The following is a 19165-nucleotide window of genomic DNA, read 5'->3' on the forward strand; positions in this document are numbered from 1 at the left end:
CGCAGGGGGTGGCGGAGCGCCCTGCGCGGTTGATGCGCATTTTGAGTGATGCGCCCACCGAACCGGGTGGCTAGCCTGACGCCATGGAGCGGCCGTGGCCGCTGACCGGCCGGGACGAGGAGCTGCGGAGGGTCGCGGCGGCGATCCGGCCCGGTGCGGCGGGCGTCATCGTTGCGGGTCCGGCGGGGGTGGGGAAAACCCGGCTCGCCCGCGAGGCGTTGGCGGCCGCGGCCGGTCACGGGGGACCGGTCGTGTACGCCCAGGGGAGCTCGGCCGCCCGACCGTTCCCGCTGGGTGCGTTCGCCGGTCTGCTCGACGTCCCGCCCGGCGAGGCCGCCGAGACCATCGGCCGGGCGCTCGACCAGATCACCCGGCAGCTGCCGAGGGTGCTGATGGTCGACGATGCTCAGCTGCTCGACGAGCACTCCGCGATCGTGGTCCACCGGGTGGTGGCCCGGCGGATGGCTCCGGTCCTGATCACGCTCCGCACCGGGGAGCCCGCTCCCGACGTCGTGACCTCGCTGTGGAAGGACGAGCACCTCCCGCGCCTGGACCTGGCGCCTTTGGCCGCCGAGGAGAGCACCCGGCTGATCGCCCGGGTCCTCGGCGGTCCGGTCGACACCGACTCCGCTCATCGGCTGTGGACGATGACCGAGGGCAGTCCGCTGTTCCTGCGGCACCTGCTGGCCGGGGAGCTGGCAGCGGGACGGTTCACCGTGGCGTCCGGGATCTGGCGCTGGACCAGCGAGCCGGCGATCTCCCCCGAGCTCGCCGGCCTCCTGGAGCGGGAGATGGGGGACCTCGCGGCCGGGGTGCGAGACGTCGTCGACCTGGTCGCCCTGGTGGAGCCGGTCACGGTCCCGACGCTGTCCGCGCTGACCTCAGGGACCGACGTCGAGGAGGCGGAGGACCGCGGGCTGGTGCAGACGGACGGCCTGGTCGCCCGCCTGGCGCACCCCCTCTACGGCGAGGTACGCCGCGCCGCGATGGGCACGCTGCGCGCCCGCCGCCTCCGCGGCCGGGTGGCACAGACCCTGGACCCGGAGCCGGATCCGATCCCCCGGGCCGTACTGACCCTCGACTCCGACCTGCCAGCGGAGCCGGCGCTGTTCCTGCGGGCCGCCGAGGCCGCGACCCGGATGTATGACCTCCCGCTGGCCGAGCGGCTCGCGCGGGCGGCCGCGGCCACCGGGGACCTCGCGGCCAGGGTCGTGCACGGCGCCGCGCTCTCCTGGCTCAGCCGTGGCGAGGAGGCCGAGGCGATCCACGAGGACATCGTCGCCACCACGTCCGACCCGGGCGTGCTCGCGATGGTGCAGCTCCATCGCGCCGGCAACCTGCTCTTCACGATGGCCCGGCCCGCCGAGGCCCATCAGGCGCTGGCCGCGGCGCGGGCAACCGGAGCCGCCCCGGCTCACGTCGCGGCCATGTCGCTCGTCCTGGGTCTGGTGGACGGCAAGACCTCGACCGTACTCGCCCGTGCGCCGCAGCTGCTGCGGAGCGAGCTTCCCGACGATCTGGCCGCCATCCTGGTCGCCACCGCGGCATCCGCGGCGGCCGCCGTCACCGGCGAGCACGAGCTCCTCGACGAGGCCGCCGTCGTGGGTGGGCTGACCGCCGACCGGGTGCCGACCGTCATCCCCGGCTTCGGGCTCGCCGACTTCCAGGTGCTCGGGCACCGTCTCGCCGGCACCCCCGACCGAGGCGCGGACCTGGCCCGGAGGATGCGAGCGGCATCAGCCGATCTCCCCGGGCCGGCCCGGCTCATGGGACTCGTCGTCGCAGGTCACGCCGCCCTCGCCCAGGGTCGGATACGTGACGCGCTGCTCTCCTTGCGCGAGGCCTGGGCCGGTCTGGAGGGTTCGGGGCACGAGTTCGGGTTCCGGTGCCGTACGTTGCTGGCGACCGCCCTGGCGCAGGCCGGTCGGCCGGAGGACGCCGCGCCGCTGCTGGCCGGCGTCGCGGCCGGGCACCATCCGGCGTACCGGCTCCATCTGCCTGATGACCGGCTGGCGCTGGCGTGGGGTGCGGCGGCCGAGGGGTGGAGGACGGAGGCGATCGGGCACGCTGTCGCCACGGCTGATCTGGCTCGCGAGGCGGGTTCGCCCGCGTACGAGGTCCTTGCCTGGCAGACCGCGGTCCAGTTCGGCGACACGACCGTGGCGCCGGTCCACCGGCTCACGCCGCTCGCCGGGCTGGGCCCTCGCGCCGACGCGGCCCTGGCTCATGCCCGGGCGTGGGCGGAGGAGGACGGCGACGCCCTTCTCCGGGTGGCCCATGCGTGGGCCCGGCTCGGTGATCTGGTCGCCGCGGGCGACGCGGCGGCGCAGGCCGCCGACGTGCAGCGCCGCGCGGGGCGGCAGGGGTCGGGCATGACCGCGGCGGCCACCGCGGCGAAGCTGGCCGAGAGGTCAGGTGCCCGCACCCCGGCGCTGATGGTCGCCGCCTGGCCGCTGCCGCTGACTCCGCGCGAGCGCGAGATCGCCGTCCTGGCCGCCCGAGGGTTGTCGAACAAGGACATCGCGGCGCGGCTGACCCTGTCGGTGCGCACGGTCGAGGGGCACCTCTACCGGGCCGGCCACAAGCTGGGCGTCTCCGAACGCGCCGCCCTGGCGGACCCTCTCGGAGTCGAGTAGCCCACTACTCGCACCACCCCGGCTCCGGCGGCGGATGCTGACAAGCACCCAACCGAAGGAGGAGCCATGAGCACCACCTATGTCCGGCCCGACGAGGGCCGGCACACCCCGATGGTCGACGGCGACCACATCGCGAAGGCGGCCGTCAAGGACGCCCAGGGGGCCTTCGAGGTCTTCGAGGTGATCGCACCCGCCGCCCCGATGTCGCCGCCGCACGTCTCGCCGTGGAGCGGGGTGCTGTACCTGCTCGAGGGCCGCATCACGGCGTACGTCGACGGTACGTCCTACGACGTCGAGGCCGGCGGACTGGTCGTCTTCCCTGCCGGCATCCCAGCCACCTTCGAGGTCGTCGGCGACTCGGCCCGGGCCCTCGCGATCACCACCGGTGACGGCGCCGGCAAGTTCTTCGCCGACTTCGCGGCCTCCGTCCCCGCGGACCTCCCGGCAGCCGACTCGATGGCCGCGATCCTGTCGGTCACCGAACGCCACGGCGTCGCGCTGGCAGGAACACAGCCATTGACAAACTAGCCAACCATGTTGATTGTGTGAGACATGACAAGTGATGTGTCTCATCCGGTCGCCGCGTACGTCCCTCCGACCGGACCCTCCTGGGTCGACCCGTGGCCGATGTACGCCGCGCTGCGCGAGCACGCGCCGGTCCACCACGTCGCTCGGGGCGACTACTGGGTCCTGACCAGGCACGACGACGTCTACACGGCGGTCCGTGACCACGAGACGTTCAGCTCGGTCGGCGGCCTGACGACCGCTCATGACGAGCTCGAGCGGATCGGCCTGGCCGACAACCCGCCGATGGTGATGACCGACCCGCCGGCCCACACGGCGTTCCGGAAGCTGGTGAACCGCGGGTTCACGCCGAAGCAGGTCGAAGACGTGACTCCCCGGGTCACCCAGTTCGTCGTGGAGCGGGTCGAGCGGATCCGGGCAGCGGGCGGTGGCGACATCGTCGAGGAGCTGTTCAAGCCGCTGCCGAGCATGGTCGTGGCCCACTATCTCGGGGTTCCCGAAGCCGACTGGGGTCGCTTCGACGGGTGGACCGACGCGATCGTGACGGCCAACGCGGCGCAGGACGAGAGCATCGGAGCCGGTGCCGCCGCCGAGCTCATGGGCTACTTCGCCGAGCTGATCGAGCTGCGCCGACGGGAGCCCGGTGACGACACCGTCTCCCATCTCGTCGCCGCCGGAGAGGCCGACGACGACGTCGGTCTGCTCCGGGTGCTCGCCTTCGCCTTCACGATGGTCGCGGGCGGGAACGACACGACGACCGGGCTTCTGGGCGGCGGCCTGCCGCTGCTGGCGGACCGACCCGACCAGCGCGCGCTCGCCCTCGACGACGTCCCGGCCGCCGTCGAGGAGCTGCTGCGGCTCACCTCGCCCGTGCAGGGGCTCGCCCGGACCACCACCCGCGACGTCACGCTCCACGACGTCACCATCCCCGCCGGGAAGAAGGTGCTGCTCTGCTACGCAGCGGCCAACCGCGACCCCCGCGCCTTCGGTGCCGACGCCGAGGAGCTCGACGTCACGCGCAACCCTCGCCAGATCCTGACCTTCGCCCACGGGGCGCATCACTGCCTCGGCGCCGCAGCCGCCCGGATGATGGGCCGGGTGACGCTCACCGAGATACTCACCCGGATGCCGTCCTTCACCGTCGACCACGGCTCCCTGGCGTGGGCGCCGGGGAGCTACGTACGCAGGCCCGTCAGTCTCCGCGTCGAGGTGACCGGATGAGCGAGCGTCAGCGAGCGACAATCCCATCCCTCATGCGATCGCTTCCGTATTCTTGCGCTCGCGCTACGGAGGCGATCGCATGAGCTGGTTGGAGGCGGAGCGGACCGAGCTCGCCGCCGAGCGGATCCTCGACGCCGCGGGCGCGCTCTTCATGGAGCGTGGTGTCGACAAGCCGGGCATGGACGAGGTCGCCCGCGCGGCCGGGTGCTCGCGGGCGACGCTCTATCGCTACTTCGAGAACCGGCAGGCCCTGATCCACGCCTTCGCCCATCGCGAGGCGCGGCTGATCACGAAGGAGGTCGCTCAGGTCGCGGCCGACGTGACCGAGCCCCGCGGCCGCGTCGTCGAGTCCGTCCTCGCCTGCCTCGCGGCTGTGCGCGAGCGCCCCCACCTCGCCGCGTGGTACGCCGGTGACAGCACCCTCCTCCGCGAGGTGCTCCGCGACTCCCCGATCATCCGCGGGACCGCGCAGACCTATCTCGCCGCCGACGCAGAAGACCCTGACCTCGCCGACTGGGTCCTGCGCATCATCCTCTCGTTCCTCACCGACCCCGGCGACGACGAGGCGCAGGAGCGCCGTCTGCTGGAGCGGTTCCTGACGATTCCTGGGTGAACACCGGTCGGGCGCGGCTAGCGTTTCAGGTACGGCCACGTGGCCGACTTCTCCGAAGGGAGCACCACCATGTCCACCCTCACCTCCCGGGAAAACGACGAGATCGAGCGAGCCAACGCGGACGGACGGCCCGTCGTCGCGTTCGTGCACGGTCTCTGGCTCCTGTCCAGCAGCTGGGACCGCTGGCGTGCCCTCTTCGAGGAGAACGGCTACGCGACGATCGCTCCGGGCTGGCCCGACGATCCCGAGACCGTCGAGGAAGCACGCGAGCGGCCCGAGGTGTTCGCCCACAAGATGGTCCAGGCCGTCACCGACCACTACCTGGAGGCGATCGGCGCGCTGACCGCCAAGCCGGCCGTCGTCGGACACTCCTTCGGTGGGCTGATCGCCCAGAAGATCGCCGGCACGGGTGCCTCGGTCGCGACGGTCTCGATCGACCCGGCACCGGGCCGAGGCGTGCTCCCGCTGCCGCCGTCGGCGCTCAAGGCCGGATCGCCGGTGCTCGGGAACCCGGCCAACGCCCGGCGGTCGGTCACGCTGACCTTCGAGGAGTTCCGGTACGGCTGGGCGAACGCCCTCACCGAGGAGGAGTCCCGGCAACTGTACGACGAGTTCCATGTCGCCGCCTCCGGGGTCCCCATCTTCCAGGCCGCGGTCGCCAACCTGAACCCGTTCAGCGAGACCAAGGTCGACTTCAAGGCCGAGGACCGCGGGCCGATCATGCTCATCTCCGGGGAGAAGGACCACACCGTGCCGCACGCGATCACCCACGCGGCGTACAAGAAGCACGCGCACAACGCCCACGCCGTCACCGAGTTCGTCGAGATCCCGGGCCGTGGCCACTCCCTGACCATCGACAGCGGCTGGCGCGAGGTCGCCGAGACCGCGCTCGGCTTCGTCCAGAAGCACCACCCGGCCGCCGGCTGATTCCCCTCAGGTCGCCCGGCCACGACGTCGTGACCGGGCGCTCGGGACCAGCAGGCTGAGCAGGATCTGGCGCGGGGTGAGCGGCGGGACGTCGATCGGGTGGGCGCCCTCGGGGCGGAACGCGTCGAGGTAGAAGGCCAGGTTGCGCCGCCAGGCCTCGGGGGCGGTGGCTCCGGTCACCTCGGGGACGAGGTCGGAGCGGACCGCGCCCGAGTCCACCGCCCGCCGCACCACAGCCTCGATGGTCTGCTGGATCTCCGTGCGCAGGACGGCGAGCTCGGAGCCACCCTCGAAGTGGGTGGACATCAGGTTGACGTAGCCCGAGGCGGCGGCCTCCAGCTCGCAGCTGGAGGTGAGGTACGCGACCAGGCCATCCCACGGGTCCTCGGCCGACAACGCCGCCCGAGCGGTGGCGAGATGGGCCTACAGGGGCTCGGTGAGGACGGACTTCCAGAGCTCGACCCGGTCGGGGAAGTGGCGGTAGAGGGTGCCGGAGCCGACGCCGGCCTCAGCCGCGACGTGGTCGAGGGGCGCGTGGATCCCGTCGCGCTGGAACACGGCCTGGGCGGCCGCGATCGGCACGTTGCTGTACTTCCTCGGGGCCGTCATCGCGCACGTCCGCGTGCGGGACACCTAGATCGCTCCGGCCGCGGTCTTCGCCGTCGTCTCGGTCGCGATCATCGCGCTGCGTACGGTCTCGGCCTGAGTGGCTGTGGTTCGCGCGGAGCCGCCCCGGCTACCCGGGTCGCCCAGCAGCGGCGAGCTCCGCGCGCATCCACGCGCACCACTCCAAGGACGTACGTCGTGACCGGATGCCGCCCTCGAGCGTGATCCGGCTGGCGAACAGCGGGTTCGAGGGATCGCGGGCCCCCGGCTCCTCGGCGATCTCGGCCAGCTCGTCGAGATAGCGGTCGAGGACGCTCCGGTGGGCGGCTTCGAGCCTCCCGACCAGGTCGTCGGCGGCGTCGGGCTCGACGGTCCAGAGGGACCACAGCCGGAGGACCTCCAGGTCCCGGACGGGCTGCGGCTCGAGCTCTCCGACGACCCAGGCGGCCAGCGCGTCCTGGCCGGCCCGGGTCGTCCGATACCGCTTCGTCGGCCGGGGACCGGCTCCGTCGATGACCTCGTGCTCGACCAGCCCGGCGGCGTCGAGACGGTTCAGCTCCGGGTAGATCTGGGAGTGGCGGGCGGTCCAGAAGTAGCCGATCGGCTGACGCATCCGCTGCGCGACCTCGTAGCCCGTGCTCGCGCGCCGCGCGAGCAGGCCGAGGATCGCGAAGCCGAGGTTGGAAGTGGTCGCCCCGGAATCGCTCATATGTCAATATTGACATATGCGGAGCGTGAGGGGCGTAGCGGCCGGGGCGGTGATCCTCGGCCTGGTAGTGGCCGGGTGCGGCGCGGAGAACGGTGCCGACAGCGGTGCCGACGGGGATGGCGAGCCCAGCCCGGCGAAGGTGTCGGGCCCCGCGCTGCCGACGGACGGCCCGTACGTCGAAGGTGAGCTCCGCGGCTGTTTTCTGCCGGAGACCGACGCCGGGGTGGAGCCGATCCAGGTCGCCGGCAAGGACCTCGAGCTGCCGGCCATCCGTTTCTCCCCGCCGGACGGCCGCGATCCGTCGGCGGTGCTGGTGATGCTTCACCAGACCGACGGAGACCGCTGCGGCTGGGGTGACTTCGCGATCCTGGCGGCTCTCGAGGGTGTCGCCGGCCTCTCGTTCGACCAGTGCGGCTACGGCTCCGCCGACTGCGGGACCAAGGATCTCGACGACCCGGTTCCGCAGGTGCGGGCCGCGTTGAGCGAGGTCGAGAAGCGGTGGTCGGAGGTGCCGGTCGTGCTGGTCGGCGCCTCGATGGGAGGTAGTCAGACCGTACGAGCCGTCGCTGCCGGAGTGGAGGTCGACGGCTGGGTCGACCTGTCGGGGCCGTCGACGTGGGCCGGCGTCGACCTTTCCTCCGTCGCCGACACGATCCGGACGCCCGGTCTGATCGCGATCGCCGAGGACACCGACGGTGCCGAGGAGGCCGACGCCGCCCAGGCGCTGGCGCAGGCCACGTCCTCGGAGTTCCTGCCCGCCGAGGCAGGCCATGGCTGGGAGTTGGTCGTCGAGGAGGGCCGGCTCTCGCCGCTCGGTCAGCAGGTCATCGCGTACGCGACGAGGTGATCGGCAGGACGATCGAGAGCTGCTCGGCGGCAGCCTGGAGGTGCGGGAGCAGCTCGACCATCCGGGCCATCTCCATCCGGTAGGACGGAGCGGCGATCGAGACTGCGGCGACGGCGTGACCGTCCGGGCTGAGGACGGGGACACCGAGCGCTCGGATGCCGATCTCGTGCTCCTCGTCCGCGACGGCGTACCCCTGCTCGCGCACCTGGTCGATCATCTCCGCGAAGGCGGCGCGGTCGGAGATCGTGCGGGGCGTCATCGCGACCAGATCCAGGTCGTCGACCAGCTCCTTCCGCTCGGCGTCGGGGGCGTACGCCACCAGAACCTTGCCCATCGAGGTGCAGTGCAGCGGGCCGAGGCCGCCCGGGGTGCCGATCACGCTGACCTGCTGAGGTCCCTGGACGTGGTGGACGTAGAGCTGGTTGTGGGCCGAGCGGACCGACATCAGCGACGTCTCGCGGGTCTGCTGGGTGAGCTCCTCCAGTGCCGGCAGCGCCGAGCCGGCGAAGCCGCGGCGATGGGCGACGTACTGGGCCAGGGAGAAGACCTTGAGCCCGAGGGCGTAGCGCTTGCTGTCCTCGTCGAAGGTCGCGAAGCCGTCGCGGATCAGCGCCGCCGCGAGCCGGTGGCAGGTGCTGAGCGGGAAGCCGGTCTCGCGACTGAGTGTCGAGAGCGGTACGCCGGAGGGGTAGGCGCTGAGGTGGTCCAGCAGGAGCAGCGCCTTGCCGACCATGTCGCGCTTGGCTCCGGCGTCGGTCGTGTCGTCCATGAACGGCATTCTTCCATATCGTGGAAGCGATATCTGAAAGATGGAAGGAATGCGTTGACGGGTCGATGTGGCCGCCGCCACACTCGCATGGTGAAAGTGACTTCCGCCACGCGGGAGTGGAGCGAAAGGACCCCGATGACCACCTCCGACCTGCGCGCCGAATCCGGCGCGACGGCGATCGGTACGCAGCGCTGGGCGCGCCTGCTGCCGATCGTCTTCATCACCTACAGCCTCGCCTACCTCGACCGCTCCAACTTCTCCATCGGCATCGCCGGCGGGATGGCCGAGGACCTCGCGATCACGCCCGCGGTGTCCGCGCTGATCGGCGCGGCGTTCTTCCTCGGCTACTTCGCCTTCCAGATCCCGGGGGCCATCTACGCCGAGCGGCGCAGCGTCCGCTCCCTGATCTTCTGGAGCCTCCTCGCCTGGGGCGTGCTCGCCTCGGTGCAGGGACTGCTCAGCTCGGCGACCGCGCTGATCGTCGTACGCTTCCTGATCGGTGTCGTCGAGGCGGCGGTGCTGCCGGCGATGGTGATCTTCCTCAGCCACTGGTTCACCAGCCGCGAGCGCGGCCGTGCCAACACCTTCCTGATCCTCGGCAACCCGGTCACCGTGCTGTGGCTGACGGTCGTGTCCGGCTTCCTCATCGAGGCCACCGACTGGCGGTGGATGTTCATCATCGAGGGCCTGCCCGCGATCGCCTGGGCGTTCGTCTTCCGGGCGATGGTCAGCGACCACCCCCAGCAGGCGAAGTGGCTCAACGCCCCCGAGCGTGACGCCGTCATCCAGCAGCTCGACCAGGAGCAGCGCGCGCTGACGCCGGTCAAGGGCTACGGTGAGGCGTTCCGGTCGCGCAACGTCATCCTGCTCTCGCTGCAGTACTTCCTGTGGAGCGTCGGCGTCTACGGCTTCGTCTTCTGGCTGCCCTCGATCGTGAAGGCGGCCTCGGGTGAGGGCATCGGGATGTCCGGGCTCATCTCGGGGATCCCGTACGTCCTCGCCGTCATCCTGATGGTCGTCAACAGTCGCGCCTCGGACCGTGCTGGGACGCGCGGCCGGTTCGTGTGGCCGTGGCTGCTGGTCGGTGCGGTGGCGTTCTACGGGTCCTACCTGCTCGGCCCCGACCAGTTCTGGCTCTCCTTCGTTCTGCTCGCCGTGGCCGGCGGTGCGATGTACGCGCCGTACGGGCCCTACTTCGCGCAGATCCCCGAGTTCCTGCCGCGCAACGTGGCCGGCGCGGCGATCGCGCTGATCAACTCCTTCGGTGCGCTCGGCGGGTTCGCCGGCAGCTACCTCGTCGGATGGCTGAACGGCACGACCGGGAGCACCGACGCGTCGTTCCTGCTGATGGCGGGCTGCCTGGCGCTGGCCGCCGTGGTGATGCTGCTGGTCAAGGCGCCGGCCGCGGAGTCTGTGCCGGAGCCCGCTGCGGAGACCGCTCGATGAGGATCGCCCGCATCGAGCATCCTGGCGGGATCGACCACGCGGTGGTCGAGGCCGACGGCTACCGGCTGATCGAGGACCTGTACGCCGACGAGATCCGCCGCCTGGACTGGTGGGTGGCCGTTGCCGAGGCTCGGCTGCTGGCCCCCGTCGAACCGCGCACGGTGGTCGGGATGGCGCACAACACCGGGCCGGGCGACCGGCTGCTGCCGCCGCAGGCGTTCCTCAAGCCGGCCCGGTCCGTGATCGGTCCCGGTGATCCCGTGCCGGTGTCGGCCGACCTCGGCCTGGTCCACGCGGAGGCCGAGCTCGCGGTCGTGATCGGAGGCTCGGGCTCCGTGCTGGGCTACACGGTCGCCAACGACGTCACCGGGCGCGACCTGCAGGCCCAGGACCCGCTGTGGACGCAGGCCAAGGGACAGCGCGGGTTCACCCCGCTCGGGCCCTGGATCGAGACCGACCTCGATCCTGCTCACGAGAGCGTCGGTCTCGAGGTGGACGACGCGACAGCGCCGCCGGTGGGCACGGACCGGCTGGCCCGCAGCGTCGCCGAGGTCGTCGAGTGGGTCAGCGGCTTCCTCCCGCTCGGTCCGGGCGACGTGATCCTGACCGGCGCCCCGGGGACCAGCCTGCCGATCCGGCCGGGACAGCAGGTCACCGCGAGCGTCGCGGGCATCGGGGAGCTGGTCAATCCGGTGGTCGAGAGCGTGAGCGCGCAGCACACAGAGAGAGGTGCCGCATGACCGGCGTCGACGTGGTCACCTTCGGTGAGGCGATGGCGATGTTCGTCGCCCAGGAGAGCGGGCCCCTGCACCGGGCGGCGACGTTCGTCCGGGCGACCGCCGGGGCCGAGACCAACGTAGCGACCGGGCTGGCCCGACTGGGCCATCGGTCCGGCTGGATCGGGCGCCTCGGGGACGACCCGCTCGGCCTGTTCATCGAGGAGGAGCTCGACAGCTGCGGGATCGACCTGACCCGGGTCGAGGTCGACCACGCCGCGCCGACCGGCTTCCAGCTGAAGTCGCGGGCCGACGGCGGCGATCCCGAGGTGGTCTACTTCCGGCGCGGGTCGGCGGGCAGCCGGCTGGCGTGGAGCGAGCCGATGGAGGCGTACGTCTCCTCGGCCCGTCACCTCCACCTGACCGGCATCCCGCTGGCGATCTCCGAGACGGCACGAGACTTCGCGTTCCAGGCGGTGGCCGCGGCCCGGGCGGGCGGCGCGAGCGTGTCGTTCGACCCGAACCTCCGGCCGGCCCTGTGGGCGAGCGAGCCGGAGATGGTCGCCGTCGTGAACGAGGTCGCGGCCCTCGCCGACTGGGTGCTGCCCGGGGTGGAGGAGGGGCGGGTACTGACCGGCCACCGCGAACCCGAGCGCATCGCCGAGCACTATCTGGCCGCCGGGGCGACGCGGGTCGTCGTCAAGAACGGCTGCGACGGGGCCGTCGCCTTCGGGCCGGAAGGCACCCTCCGGCAATCGGCGTTCCAGGTCGAGGCGGTGGATACGGTCGGTGCCGGCGACGGGTTCGCCGCCGGGCTGATCAGCGGCCACCTGGACGGGCTGGGGATCGGGTCGGCGCTCGAGCGGGCCGCGGCCGTCGGGGCGCTGGCCACGACCTCGGCCGGTGACAAGGACGGACTGCCGGATCGGGCGTGGCTGGAGCGCTTCCTCGCGAGCAGCTCGGTCCCTGCGTGATGACTTCGACGAAAGGAAACAGCTCCATGCGTGTACTCGTGCCGTGGGCCCACCTGGAGGATCAGATGGGCGGCTGGCCGGCCGGCCTGCAGGTGGAGGTCTTCGACGGCACCGGCACCCCGCCGGCCGACGTCTCCGACGTGGAGCTCTACGTGCTCCCCTATGGTCAGAGCGCGGGCCGCGACCTGCTGCCGCGGATGACCGCGCTCCGCGCCGTGCAGAGCCTGAGCGCGGGGGTGGAGAAGGTGCTCCCGCTCATCGGCCCCGAGGTCACGCTCTGCAACGGGCGGGGCCTGCACGACGCCAGCGCCGCCGAGCACGGCCTCGGCCTGATCCTCGCGGCCCAGCGGGAGCTGCCCCGCTGGGTGCGTGACCAGGACGCCGGCCGCTGGGCCCCCGAGCACACCCGCTCGCTGGCCGACTCGCGGGCGGTGATCGTCGGGTACGGCTCGATCGGCGCCGCGCTCGAGCAGCGGCTGCTCGCGGGCGAGGCCGAGGCGGTGCGGGTCGCGTCCACGGCGGACCCCGTCCGGGACGTGCACGGCGTGGACGAGCTGCCGAGCCTGCTGCCCACTGCCGACATCGTGGTGCTGACGCTCCCGGAGAAGCCCAGCACGATCGGCCTGATCGGCGCCGAGCTGCTCGCGCTGCTGCCCGACGGTGCGCTCGTGGTGAACATCGGCCGGGGCCGCACGCTCGACACCGAGGCGCTCCTCGCCGAGCTCTCCACCGGGCGGCTGCGGGCCGCGCTCGACGTCGTCGACCCCGAACCGCTCCCCGCGGATCACCCGCTGTGGTCCATGGCCGGCGCGATCGTGACGCCGCACGTCGGTGGCGGCGCGGCGACCTTCTACCCACGTGCCGAGCGCCTGGTGGCCGAGCAGCTGCGGCGCTTCGCCGACGGCCGCCCGCTGCTCAACGTGGTGCCGCGATCGGGCGTGGCCACACCTCCCTGATCCTGCCCGCAAACCTCTCCGATCGGGGAGGTTGCTCCGCTCACGCCGTCACTAACGTGCGAACGGTCACCCCGTGAGAGGAGCAGCAGATGGAACCCCAGAACGAGTCGAACCCGGCCGACGTCGCGGCTGACGTCGCCACCGAGGACCTCATCGAGGAGGTCTCGATCGACGGAATGTGCGGCGTCTACTGATGTCCGACCGCATGCTCGAGGAGCCGTGGACACTCTCGCCCTCGGTGGCGCTGCGTCCCGAGCCCTTCGGGGCGCTGGCCTACCACTTCGGCAACCGGAAGCTGACCTTCCTCAAGCGGCCGGAGCTGGTCGAGGTGGTCCGGCTCCTCGAGCATCACCCCCGTCTCCGCAACGCGCTGGACGCCGCCGGCATCCCGCCGGAGCAGCACGACGCGTACGCAGCGGCGCTCCGCGCCCTCGCCGAGACCGACATGATCCGCCCCCGCCACCAGGAGGCAGCGTGACCCTCGCACCAGAACGCCCCACCACTCCCCAGGGCCGCCCCGCAGGCGGCAGCCTCGTCGAGCAGTTCGAGTTCGGCCTCGACGCCCCGATCTGCCTGACCTGGGAGCTGACGTACGCCTGCAACCTCGAGTGCGCCCATTGCCTGTCGAGCTCGGGGCGGCGCGATCCGCGCGAGCTCAGCACCGAGCAGTGCAAGGCCGTCATCGACGAGCTGCAGCGCATGCAGATCTTCTACGTGAACATCGGCGGCGGGGAGCCGACGATCCGGCCCGACTTCTGGGAGCTCGTGGAGTACGCCGTCGACCACCAGGTCGGCGTGAAGTTCTCCACCAACGGCTTCCGGATCACTCCCGAGCGCGCGGCTTTCCTGGCCTCGACGGACTATGTCGACGTACAGATCTCCCTGGACGGCGCGACGGCGGACGTCAACGACCGGGTCCGCGGCGCGGGCTCCTACGACACCGCGCTGAAGGCGCTGGCGAACCTCCGCGACGCCGGCTTCTCCGACGCCAAGATCTCCGTGGTCTGCACCCGGGAGAACATCGGCCAGCTCGACGACTTCAAGGCGATCGCCGACGAGTACGGCGCCACCCTGCGCCTCACCCGGCTGCGCCCTTCGGGCCGCGGCGCGGACGTCTGGGACGAGCTGCACCCGCTCCCCGAGCAGCAGCGTGAGCTCTACGACTGGCTGATGGCTCACGGCGAGGACGTCCTCACCGGCGACTCCTTCTTCCACCTGGCCGCCTACGGAGAGTCACTCCCCGGTCTCAACCTCTGCGGCGCCGGACGGGTGGTGTGCCTGATCGACCCGATCGGCGACGTCTATGCCTGCCCGTTCGCCATCCACGACCAGTTCCTGGCCGGCAACCTCCTCGGCGAGGGCGGCTTCAAGGAGGTGTGGCAGTCCTCGCCGCTGTTCACCGAGCTGCGCTCGCCGCAGACCGGCGGAGCCTGCACCAAGTGTCAGCACTTCGACGCCTGCCGCGGTGGCTGCATGGCCGCCAAGTTCTTCACCGGGCTGCCGCTGGACGGGCCGGACCCGGAGTGCGTCCAGGGCTACGGCGAGACGGCGCTGGCCGGCGACCGGCTCGTGCCGCAGGCGAGCAAGGACCACTCGCGCAGTCAGGCCAGCCGCAACGCACCGGTGCTGCTCAACCTCGGTGCCACCCGGCGCCGCCCCGTCTCGGCCTGCAACGAGGACCCGCTCGCCGGAGGTGACCTGTCGTGAAGCTCGAGAATCCCTGGAAGCGCAACCCCTGGTTCGAGTCGGTCGCGGTGGCTCAGGAACGAGCCCGGCGCCGGTTGCCCAAGCCGGTCTACGGCGCCCTGGTCGCCGGCTCCGAGCGTGGCCAGAGCATGACCGACAACCAGGCCGCCTTCGCCGAGCTCGGCTGGGCGCCCCACGTCGTCGGACAGCACGCCAAGCGCGACCTGGGCACGACCGTCTTCGGCCACTCCGTCCCGCTACCGGTCCTGATCAGCCCCACCGGGGTCCAGGCCGTACATCCCGACGGCGAGGTCGCGGTCGCCCGGGCCGCCGCGGCCCGCGGCACCATCATCGGGCTGTCCAACTTCGCCTCGAGGTCGGTGGAGGAGGTGACGGCGACCGGCGCGACCACGTTCTTCCAGATGTACTGGACCGGCGACCGCGACACGATCGTCCAGCGCATGCAGCGGGCCCACGCCGCCGGCGCCCAGGGGCTGATCGCGACGCTCGACTGGTCGTTCTCGATCGGCCGTGACTGGGGCAGCCCGGAGATCCCGGAGAAGGTCGACCTGCGCACGATGATGCGGCTGGCGCCGCAGGTGGCGGCCAGGCCCCGGTGGGCGTGGCAGTTCGGACGTACCGGCTCCTTCCCGGATCTCACCGCCCCGAACCTCGCCCCGCCGGGCGGGAGCGCGCCGACGTTCTTCGGTGCCTACTACGAGTGGATGACGACCCCGCCCCCGACCTGGGAGGACGTCGCCTGGATGCGCAAGCAGTGGCACCAGATCAGTGGCACCCCGTTCGTGCTGAAGGGGGTCTGCCGGGTCGACGACGCGCTCCGCGCCGTCGATGCCGGGGTCGCCGGCATCTCGGTGTCCAACCACGGCGGGAACAACCTCGACGGCACCCCGGCCGCGATCCGGATGCTCAAGCCGATCGCCGACCGGGTCGGCGACCAGGTCGACGTGGTGATGGACGGAGGCGTACGCCGCGGCTCGGACGTCGTCAAGGCGCTCGCGCTCGGTGCGAAGGCGGTGCTGATCGGCAGGGCCTATCTGTGGGGCCTGGCGGCGAATGGCCAGGCCGGTGTCGAGAACGTCCTCGACGTGCTGAGCGGTGGCATCGACTCGGCGCTGCGGGGGCTGGCGGTCGGGTCGGTCACCGAGCTGCGGCCCGAGCACCTGCTCGTCCCGGACGGCTTCCATGTACACACTGGGTGACGCCACCTGGCCGCAGGTGCACAGAGGGTCCGTCCTGCTGGTGCCCGTCGGCTCGTTGGAGCAGCACGGGCCGCACCTGCCCTTCGACACCGACACGACGATCGCGACCGGCTCCAGCGGCGAGCGGCAGTCCGCCTGCTGGCTGCCCTGCCGTACCGAGGAGTTCGACCTGCACGCCGGCCGCACCGAGACGTCCCTGATGCTGCACCTGCGCCCGGAGGCCGTCCACATGGATCTGGCCGAGCCCGGTGACACCCGGCCGCTCGCGGAGATCCTCCCGCTCATGCGGGCGGGCGGGGTCGCGGCGGTCTCCGTCAACGGCGTGCTCGGCGACCCGACCGGCGCCACGGCGGCGCAGGGAGCCGAGGCGCTCACCCTGATGATCGAGCAGACCACCATGGACGTACTGGCTCCCGGCGGCGTGGCAGTGGGGTGAGATACCCGACCGGCTTCCGAGCCCGAGTCCGCGAGGACGTACGCCGCATCGACCGGCGGCTGCTGGTCGGTGGGTCGCCGCTGCGTGCCGTGCGGCTCACCGACGCCGCGCTGCGACTGCTCGAGGACGGCGAGATCACCGTGGTCGACGCGGCCACCGCCGCCCTCGCCGCGCGGCTCGTCGACGGCAACCTGGCCGATCCCGTGCTCAGCGGCGAGGGGGTGGATCCGGGTGAGCTCACCGTCGTGATCCCGGTACGCGACCGGCCCGACCAGCTCGACCGCGCCCTCTCCTCGCTGGGCGGCCTCCACCGCATCGTCGTCGACGACGCCTCCCGCGACCCCGATGCGGTCGCCGCGGTCGCCCGTCGTCACGGTGCCCACCTCGTGCAGCTGCCGGAGAATCTCGGCCCCGCCGGGGCGCGCAACGCCGGCCTGCGCGCGGTACGCACCCCGTACGTCGCCTTCGTCGACTCCGACGTCACGGTCGCGGCGAGCACGCTCCGCAACCTCTCCCGCCACTTCGCCGACAGCCGCGTCGCGCTGGTGGCGCCGCTGGTCCGCAGCCGCGCCCGCAGCCGGTCGCCGCGGTGGTTCGAGCGCTTCGACGAGGACGATTCCTCCCTCGCCCTCGGCACCCGTGCCTGCGTCGTACGCCCTGGGGCCGCGGTCGGCTGGCTGCCCAGCGCCTGCCTGGTGGGGCGTACGGACCGGCTCGGGGCGGGGTTCGAGGAGTCGATGCGGGTGGGCGAGGACGTCGACCTGGTCTGGCGGCTGGTCGAGGCGGGCGAGGTCGTCCGCTACGACCCGGAGCAGGTGGCCTGGCACGACACCCGGACCACGATCCGCGGCTGGCTGGGCCGCAAGTACCTCTACGGAACCGGCGGCGCCGACCTCGCCGTGAGACACGGCCGCAAGGGTGCCCCGGCGGTGATGACGGCGAGCATGGCGGCGACCGCGGCCGCGCTGCTGGTGCGCCGCCGGTGGTCCCTCCCGGTCGCGGCGGCCGGGATCGCCTACGGCGTCCTCTCGCTGCGACGACGACTGCCGGAGACCCCCGGCCGGGACCGGCTCGCGGTCCAGCTCTGCGCCCAGGGCCTCGGCTGGACGGTCCGCCAGGAGGCCGCGCTGCTGCTGCGGCACTGGTGGCCGCTCACCGTGCTCCTGGCCCCGCACAGTGCGCTGATCCGGCGTGCCCTGGCCGCTTCGCTGGTCGTCGACGTGGTCGTCTCCCAGGTCGACAACCCCGGCACGCGTTACCGCCCGCTGGCTCGGCGGCTCGACGACATGGCGTACGGCGCGGGCCTGTGGGCCGGCGCTCTGAGAGCGCGTTCGGTGACCTGTCTGCTGCCGCGCCGACCTGGCCAGAAGACCGGCCAGGGAGGCACCTCTCCCAACGGGTAGGTAGACCCCTCCCGGGCCGGGCTGTTTCCCGTTCCTCGCCTGTTCGCGGCTCTGTCGGCGTACCTAGTGTGCTGAGCGTCACACCACCAACGGAGGTTTGCCATGCAGGTCGACGAACTACTCAAGCCCTTCCCGATCAAGGAGTTCCACCCGTTCCCTCGCGCCCTCATGGGCCCCGGCGCTCACGAGATGATCGGGCCCGAGGCCCTCAAGATGGGCTTCCGCAAGACCCTGGTGATGACGTCCGGCCTGCGTGGCACGGACATCGTCACCAAGATCGTCGAGTCGATGAAGTACCACGGCCTCGAGGTCGTCGTGTACGACAAGGTCGAGTCCAACCCCAAGGACTACAACGTCATGGACTCGGTGAAGCTCTACCAGGAGAACGAGTGCGACTCGTTCGTCTCCATCGGCGGCGGCTCGTCGCACGACGCCTGCAAGGGCGCGCGCATCTCGGTCGCCCACGACGGCCGCAACGTCAACGAGTTCGAGGGCTTCAACATGTCCGAGAACCCGAAGAACCCGCCGCACATCGCCGTCTCGACGACGGCCGGCACCGGGTCCGAGACGTCCTGGGCGTACGTCATCACCGACACCACCACCGACCCCGACAACCCGCACAAGTACGTCGCCTTCGACGACGCCTCGGTCGCCAGCCTGGCGATCGACGACCCGGTGCTCTACTACGACTGCCCGGTCGACTACACCGCGCAGTGCGGCTTCGACGTCCTGGCGCACGCCAGCGAGCCGTACGTCTCCCGGATCAACTTCCAGCCCTCGCTCGGCAACGCGCTGCACGCGATCAAGCTGACCTCGGAGAACCTGCGGCAGGCGGTCTGGAACGGTCAGGACCTCGGCGGCCGTGAGGGGATGATGTACGCCCAGTACATCGCCGCCCAGGCGTTCAACTCCGGCGGCCTCGGGATCATCCACTCGATCAGCCACGCGGTGAGCGCCTTCTACGACACCCACCACGGCCTCAACAACGCGATCGCGCTGCCGCGGGTGTGGGCGTTCAACATGCCCGCCCACTACAAGCGGTTCGCCGACATCGCCCGCGCGATGGGCGTCGACACCCACGGCATGACCGACGTGCAGGCCGCCGACGCGGCGCTCGCCGCGGCCATCCGGCTCCTGCGCGACGTCGGCATCACCGAGCGGTTCGTGGACGTCACGAAGGACACGTACTCGAAGAACCGGCTCGGCCAGGGTCCGACCGCCTACTACGAGAACGCGCCGAAGATCGTCGGTGACGCCGCAGACGTCGACCGGATCACCAACCACGTCCTCGGTGACGCCTGCACGCCCGGCAACGCCAAGGAGTGCACGTTCGAGACCGTCCGTCCGGTGGTCGACCACTGCCTCAACGGCGACCTGGACGACCTGCTCGGCTGATCGTCTCCCCCTGTGGCGGGTCCGGCTCGCTGAGAACGCCAACCGGACCCGCCACCTCGCCCCACCCACCACCTCGAGGA

21 protein-coding genes are annotated in these 19165 nt (G+C 71.8%); 17 read left to right on the top strand and 4 right to left on the bottom strand.

Features of this window, described 5'->3' with window-relative positions; translation table 11 throughout:
• Nucleotides 1-83: 83 nt before the first annotated feature.
• The 5 genes from ABZ796_RS00780 to ABZ796_RS00800 all read left to right on the top strand — a co-directional run bounded on the left by ABZ796_RS00780 (nt 84) and on the right by ABZ796_RS00800 (nt 5922).
• Nucleotides 84-2636 carry a LuxR C-terminal-related transcriptional regulator gene (locus ABZ796_RS00780; RefSeq protein ID WP_357333750.1) on the top strand — a complete coding sequence of 851 codons (2553 nt, stop codon included), beginning with the start codon at nt 84-86 and terminating at the stop codon, nt 2634-2636.
• 66 nt (nt 2637-2702) lie between these two features.
• The gene (locus tag ABZ796_RS00785; protein ID WP_357333752.1) at nt 2703-3164 is read left to right on the top strand and encodes a cupin domain-containing protein; all 462 of its coding nucleotides are present in this window, start codon (nt 2703-2705) and stop codon (nt 3162-3164) included.
• A 24-nt stretch (nt 3165-3188) separates the two neighbouring features.
• The gene (locus ABZ796_RS00790) at nt 3189-4382 is read left to right on the top strand and encodes a cytochrome P450 (protein ID WP_357333754.1); all 1194 of its coding nucleotides are present in this window, start codon (nt 3189-3191) and stop codon (nt 4380-4382) included.
• 79 nt (nt 4383-4461) lie between these two features.
• Entirely contained in the window at nt 4462-4995 is a 534-nt protein-coding gene (locus tag ABZ796_RS00795) for a helix-turn-helix domain-containing protein (RefSeq protein ID WP_357333756.1), read from the top strand.
• A gap of 69 nt (nt 4996-5064) precedes the next feature.
• Nucleotides 5065-5922 (top strand): alpha/beta hydrolase, encoded by an 858-nt coding sequence (locus tag ABZ796_RS00800; protein WP_357333758.1) that lies wholly within the window; start codon nt 5065-5067, stop codon nt 5920-5922.
• A 6-nt stretch (nt 5923-5928) separates the two neighbouring features.
• Here ABZ796_RS00800 and ABZ796_RS00805 read toward each other — a convergent pair whose 3' ends face one another.
• The 3 genes from ABZ796_RS00805 to ABZ796_RS00815 form a co-directional block, all read right to left on the bottom strand.
• Complete coding sequence (locus ABZ796_RS00805; protein WP_357333760.1) at nt 5929-6318, bottom strand: hypothetical protein; 390 nt, start codon at nt 6316-6318, stop codon at nt 5929-5931.
• A gap of 27 nt (nt 6319-6345) precedes the next feature.
• Entirely contained in the window at nt 6346-6531 is a 186-nt protein-coding gene (locus tag ABZ796_RS00810) for a helix-turn-helix domain-containing protein (protein WP_357333762.1), read from the bottom strand.
• 127 nt (nt 6532-6658) lie between these two features.
• Nucleotides 6659-7237 (bottom strand): PadR family transcriptional regulator, encoded by a 579-nt coding sequence (locus ABZ796_RS00815; RefSeq protein ID WP_357333764.1) that lies wholly within the window; start codon nt 7235-7237, stop codon nt 6659-6661.
• 16 nt (nt 7238-7253) lie between these two features.
• On the opposite strand from ABZ796_RS00815, the gene ABZ796_RS00820 reads away from it, so the two are divergent.
• Nucleotides 7254-8084, top strand: coding sequence for an alpha/beta hydrolase (locus ABZ796_RS00820; RefSeq protein ID WP_357333766.1), 831 nt, complete (start codon nt 7254-7256; stop codon nt 8082-8084).
• Here ABZ796_RS00820 and ABZ796_RS00825 read toward each other — a convergent pair.
• Complete coding sequence (locus ABZ796_RS00825) at nt 8062-8853, bottom strand: IclR family transcriptional regulator (protein ID WP_357333769.1); 792 nt, start codon at nt 8851-8853, stop codon at nt 8062-8064. The genes ABZ796_RS00820 and ABZ796_RS00825 overlap by 23 nt on opposite strands.
• A 135-nt stretch (nt 8854-8988) precedes the next feature.
• On the opposite strand from ABZ796_RS00825, the gene ABZ796_RS00830 reads away from it, so the two are divergent.
• The 11 genes from ABZ796_RS00830 (at nt 8989) to mdo (ending at nt 19085) form a co-directional block, all read left to right on the top strand.
• Nucleotides 8989-10299, top strand: a complete 1311-nt coding sequence (locus ABZ796_RS00830; RefSeq protein WP_357333771.1) for an MFS transporter — start codon at nt 8989-8991, stop codon at nt 10297-10299.
• Nucleotides 10296-11039: a fumarylacetoacetate hydrolase family protein gene (locus ABZ796_RS00835; protein WP_357333773.1), complete on the top strand. Its 744-nt coding sequence runs from the start codon at nt 10296-10298 to the stop codon at nt 11037-11039. The genes ABZ796_RS00830 and ABZ796_RS00835 overlap by 4 nt, the downstream gene beginning before the upstream one ends.
• Complete coding sequence (locus ABZ796_RS00840) at nt 11036-11989, top strand: sugar kinase (RefSeq protein ID WP_357333775.1); 954 nt, start codon at nt 11036-11038, stop codon at nt 11987-11989. The genes ABZ796_RS00835 and ABZ796_RS00840 overlap by 4 nt, the downstream gene beginning before the upstream one ends.
• A gap of 26 nt (nt 11990-12015) precedes the next feature.
• Entirely contained in the window at nt 12016-12945 is a 930-nt protein-coding gene (locus ABZ796_RS00845) for a 2-hydroxyacid dehydrogenase (protein WP_357333776.1), read from the top strand.
• An 89-nt stretch (nt 12946-13034) separates the two neighbouring features.
• Nucleotides 13035-13139 (top strand): mycofactocin precursor MftA, encoded by a 105-nt coding sequence (mftA, locus tag ABZ796_RS00850; RefSeq protein ID WP_357333777.1) that lies wholly within the window; start codon nt 13035-13037, stop codon nt 13137-13139.
• Complete coding sequence (gene mftB, locus ABZ796_RS00855) at nt 13139-13423, top strand: mycofactocin biosynthesis chaperone MftB (RefSeq protein WP_357333779.1); 285 nt, start codon at nt 13139-13141, stop codon at nt 13421-13423. The genes mftA and mftB overlap by 1 nt, the downstream gene beginning before the upstream one ends.
• Complete coding sequence (gene mftC, locus ABZ796_RS00860; protein WP_357333781.1) at nt 13420-14652, top strand: mycofactocin radical SAM maturase; 1233 nt, start codon at nt 13420-13422, stop codon at nt 14650-14652. The genes mftB and mftC overlap by 4 nt, the downstream gene beginning before the upstream one ends.
• A complete protein-coding gene (mftD, locus tag ABZ796_RS00865) occupies nt 14649-15851 on the top strand; it encodes a pre-mycofactocin synthase MftD (RefSeq protein ID WP_357333783.1) in 1203 nt (400 codons plus the stop codon). The genes mftC and mftD overlap by 4 nt, the downstream gene beginning before the upstream one ends.
• Nucleotides 15835-16287, top strand: coding sequence for a creatininase family protein (locus ABZ796_RS00870; protein ID WP_357333785.1), 453 nt, complete (start codon nt 15835-15837; stop codon nt 16285-16287). Before mftD ends, ABZ796_RS00870 begins: the two co-directional genes overlap by 17 nt.
• Nucleotides 16284-17690: a mycofactocin biosynthesis glycosyltransferase MftF gene (gene mftF / locus ABZ796_RS00875; protein ID WP_357333787.1), complete on the top strand. Its 1407-nt coding sequence runs from the start codon at nt 16284-16286 to the stop codon at nt 17688-17690. Before ABZ796_RS00870 ends, mftF begins: the two co-directional genes overlap by 4 nt.
• Nucleotides 17691-17792: 102 nt before the next feature.
• Nucleotides 17793-19085 carry an NDMA-dependent methanol dehydrogenase gene (gene mdo / locus ABZ796_RS00880; protein ID WP_357333789.1) on the top strand — a complete coding sequence of 431 codons (1293 nt, stop codon included), beginning with the start codon at nt 17793-17795 and terminating at the stop codon, nt 19083-19085.
• Nucleotides 19086-19165: the final 80 nt, after the last annotated feature.

Source organism: Nocardioides sp. NPDC047086 (genome assembly GCF_040643685.1).
Lineage (GTDB): Bacteria > Actinomycetota > Actinomycetes > Propionibacteriales > Nocardioidaceae > Nocardioides.

What these genes read in the sequence shown, in the direction of transcription:
- ABZ796_RS00780 (WP_357333750.1), top strand. Translation starts at nt 84, where the DNA reads ATGGAGCGGCCGTGGCCGCTGACCGGCCGGGACGAGGAGCTGCGGAGG.
- ABZ796_RS00785 (WP_357333752.1), top strand. Translation starts at nt 2,703, where the DNA reads ATGAGCACCACCTATGTCCGGCCCGACGAGGGCCGGCACACCCCGATG.
- ABZ796_RS00790 (WP_357333754.1), top strand. Translation starts at nt 3,189, where the DNA reads ATGACAAGTGATGTGTCTCATCCGGTCGCCGCGTACGTCCCTCCGACC.
- ABZ796_RS00795 (WP_357333756.1), top strand. Translation starts at nt 4,462, where the DNA reads ATGAGCTGGTTGGAGGCGGAGCGGACCGAGCTCGCCGCCGAGCGGATC.
- ABZ796_RS00800 (WP_357333758.1), top strand. Translation starts at nt 5,065, where the DNA reads ATGTCCACCCTCACCTCCCGGGAAAACGACGAGATCGAGCGAGCCAAC.
- ABZ796_RS00810 (WP_357333762.1), bottom strand. Translation starts at nt 6,531, where the DNA reads ATGACGGCCCCGAGGAAGTACAGCAACGTGCCGATCGCGGCCGCCCAG.
- ABZ796_RS00815 (WP_357333764.1), bottom strand. Translation starts at nt 7,237, where the DNA reads ATGAGCGATTCCGGGGCGACCACTTCCAACCTCGGCTTCGCGATCCTC.
- ABZ796_RS00820 (WP_357333766.1), top strand. Translation starts at nt 7,254, where the DNA reads ATGCGGAGCGTGAGGGGCGTAGCGGCCGGGGCGGTGATCCTCGGCCTG.
- ABZ796_RS00825 (WP_357333769.1), bottom strand. Translation starts at nt 8,853, where the DNA reads ATGGACGACACGACCGACGCCGGAGCCAAGCGCGACATGGTCGGCAAG.
- ABZ796_RS00830 (WP_357333771.1), top strand. Translation starts at nt 8,989, where the DNA reads ATGACCACCTCCGACCTGCGCGCCGAATCCGGCGCGACGGCGATCGGT.
- ABZ796_RS00835 (WP_357333773.1), top strand. Translation starts at nt 10,296, where the DNA reads ATGAGGATCGCCCGCATCGAGCATCCTGGCGGGATCGACCACGCGGTG.
- ABZ796_RS00840 (WP_357333775.1), top strand. Translation starts at nt 11,036, where the DNA reads ATGACCGGCGTCGACGTGGTCACCTTCGGTGAGGCGATGGCGATGTTC.
- ABZ796_RS00845 (WP_357333776.1), top strand. Translation starts at nt 12,016, where the DNA reads ATGCGTGTACTCGTGCCGTGGGCCCACCTGGAGGATCAGATGGGCGGC.
- mftA (WP_357333777.1), top strand. Translation starts at nt 13,035, where the DNA reads ATGGAACCCCAGAACGAGTCGAACCCGGCCGACGTCGCGGCTGACGTC.
- mftB (WP_357333779.1), top strand. Translation starts at nt 13,139, where the DNA reads ATGTCCGACCGCATGCTCGAGGAGCCGTGGACACTCTCGCCCTCGGTG.
- ABZ796_RS00870 (WP_357333785.1), top strand. Translation starts at nt 15,835, where the DNA reads ATGTACACACTGGGTGACGCCACCTGGCCGCAGGTGCACAGAGGGTCC.
- mdo (WP_357333789.1), top strand. Translation starts at nt 17,793, where the DNA reads ATGCAGGTCGACGAACTACTCAAGCCCTTCCCGATCAAGGAGTTCCAC.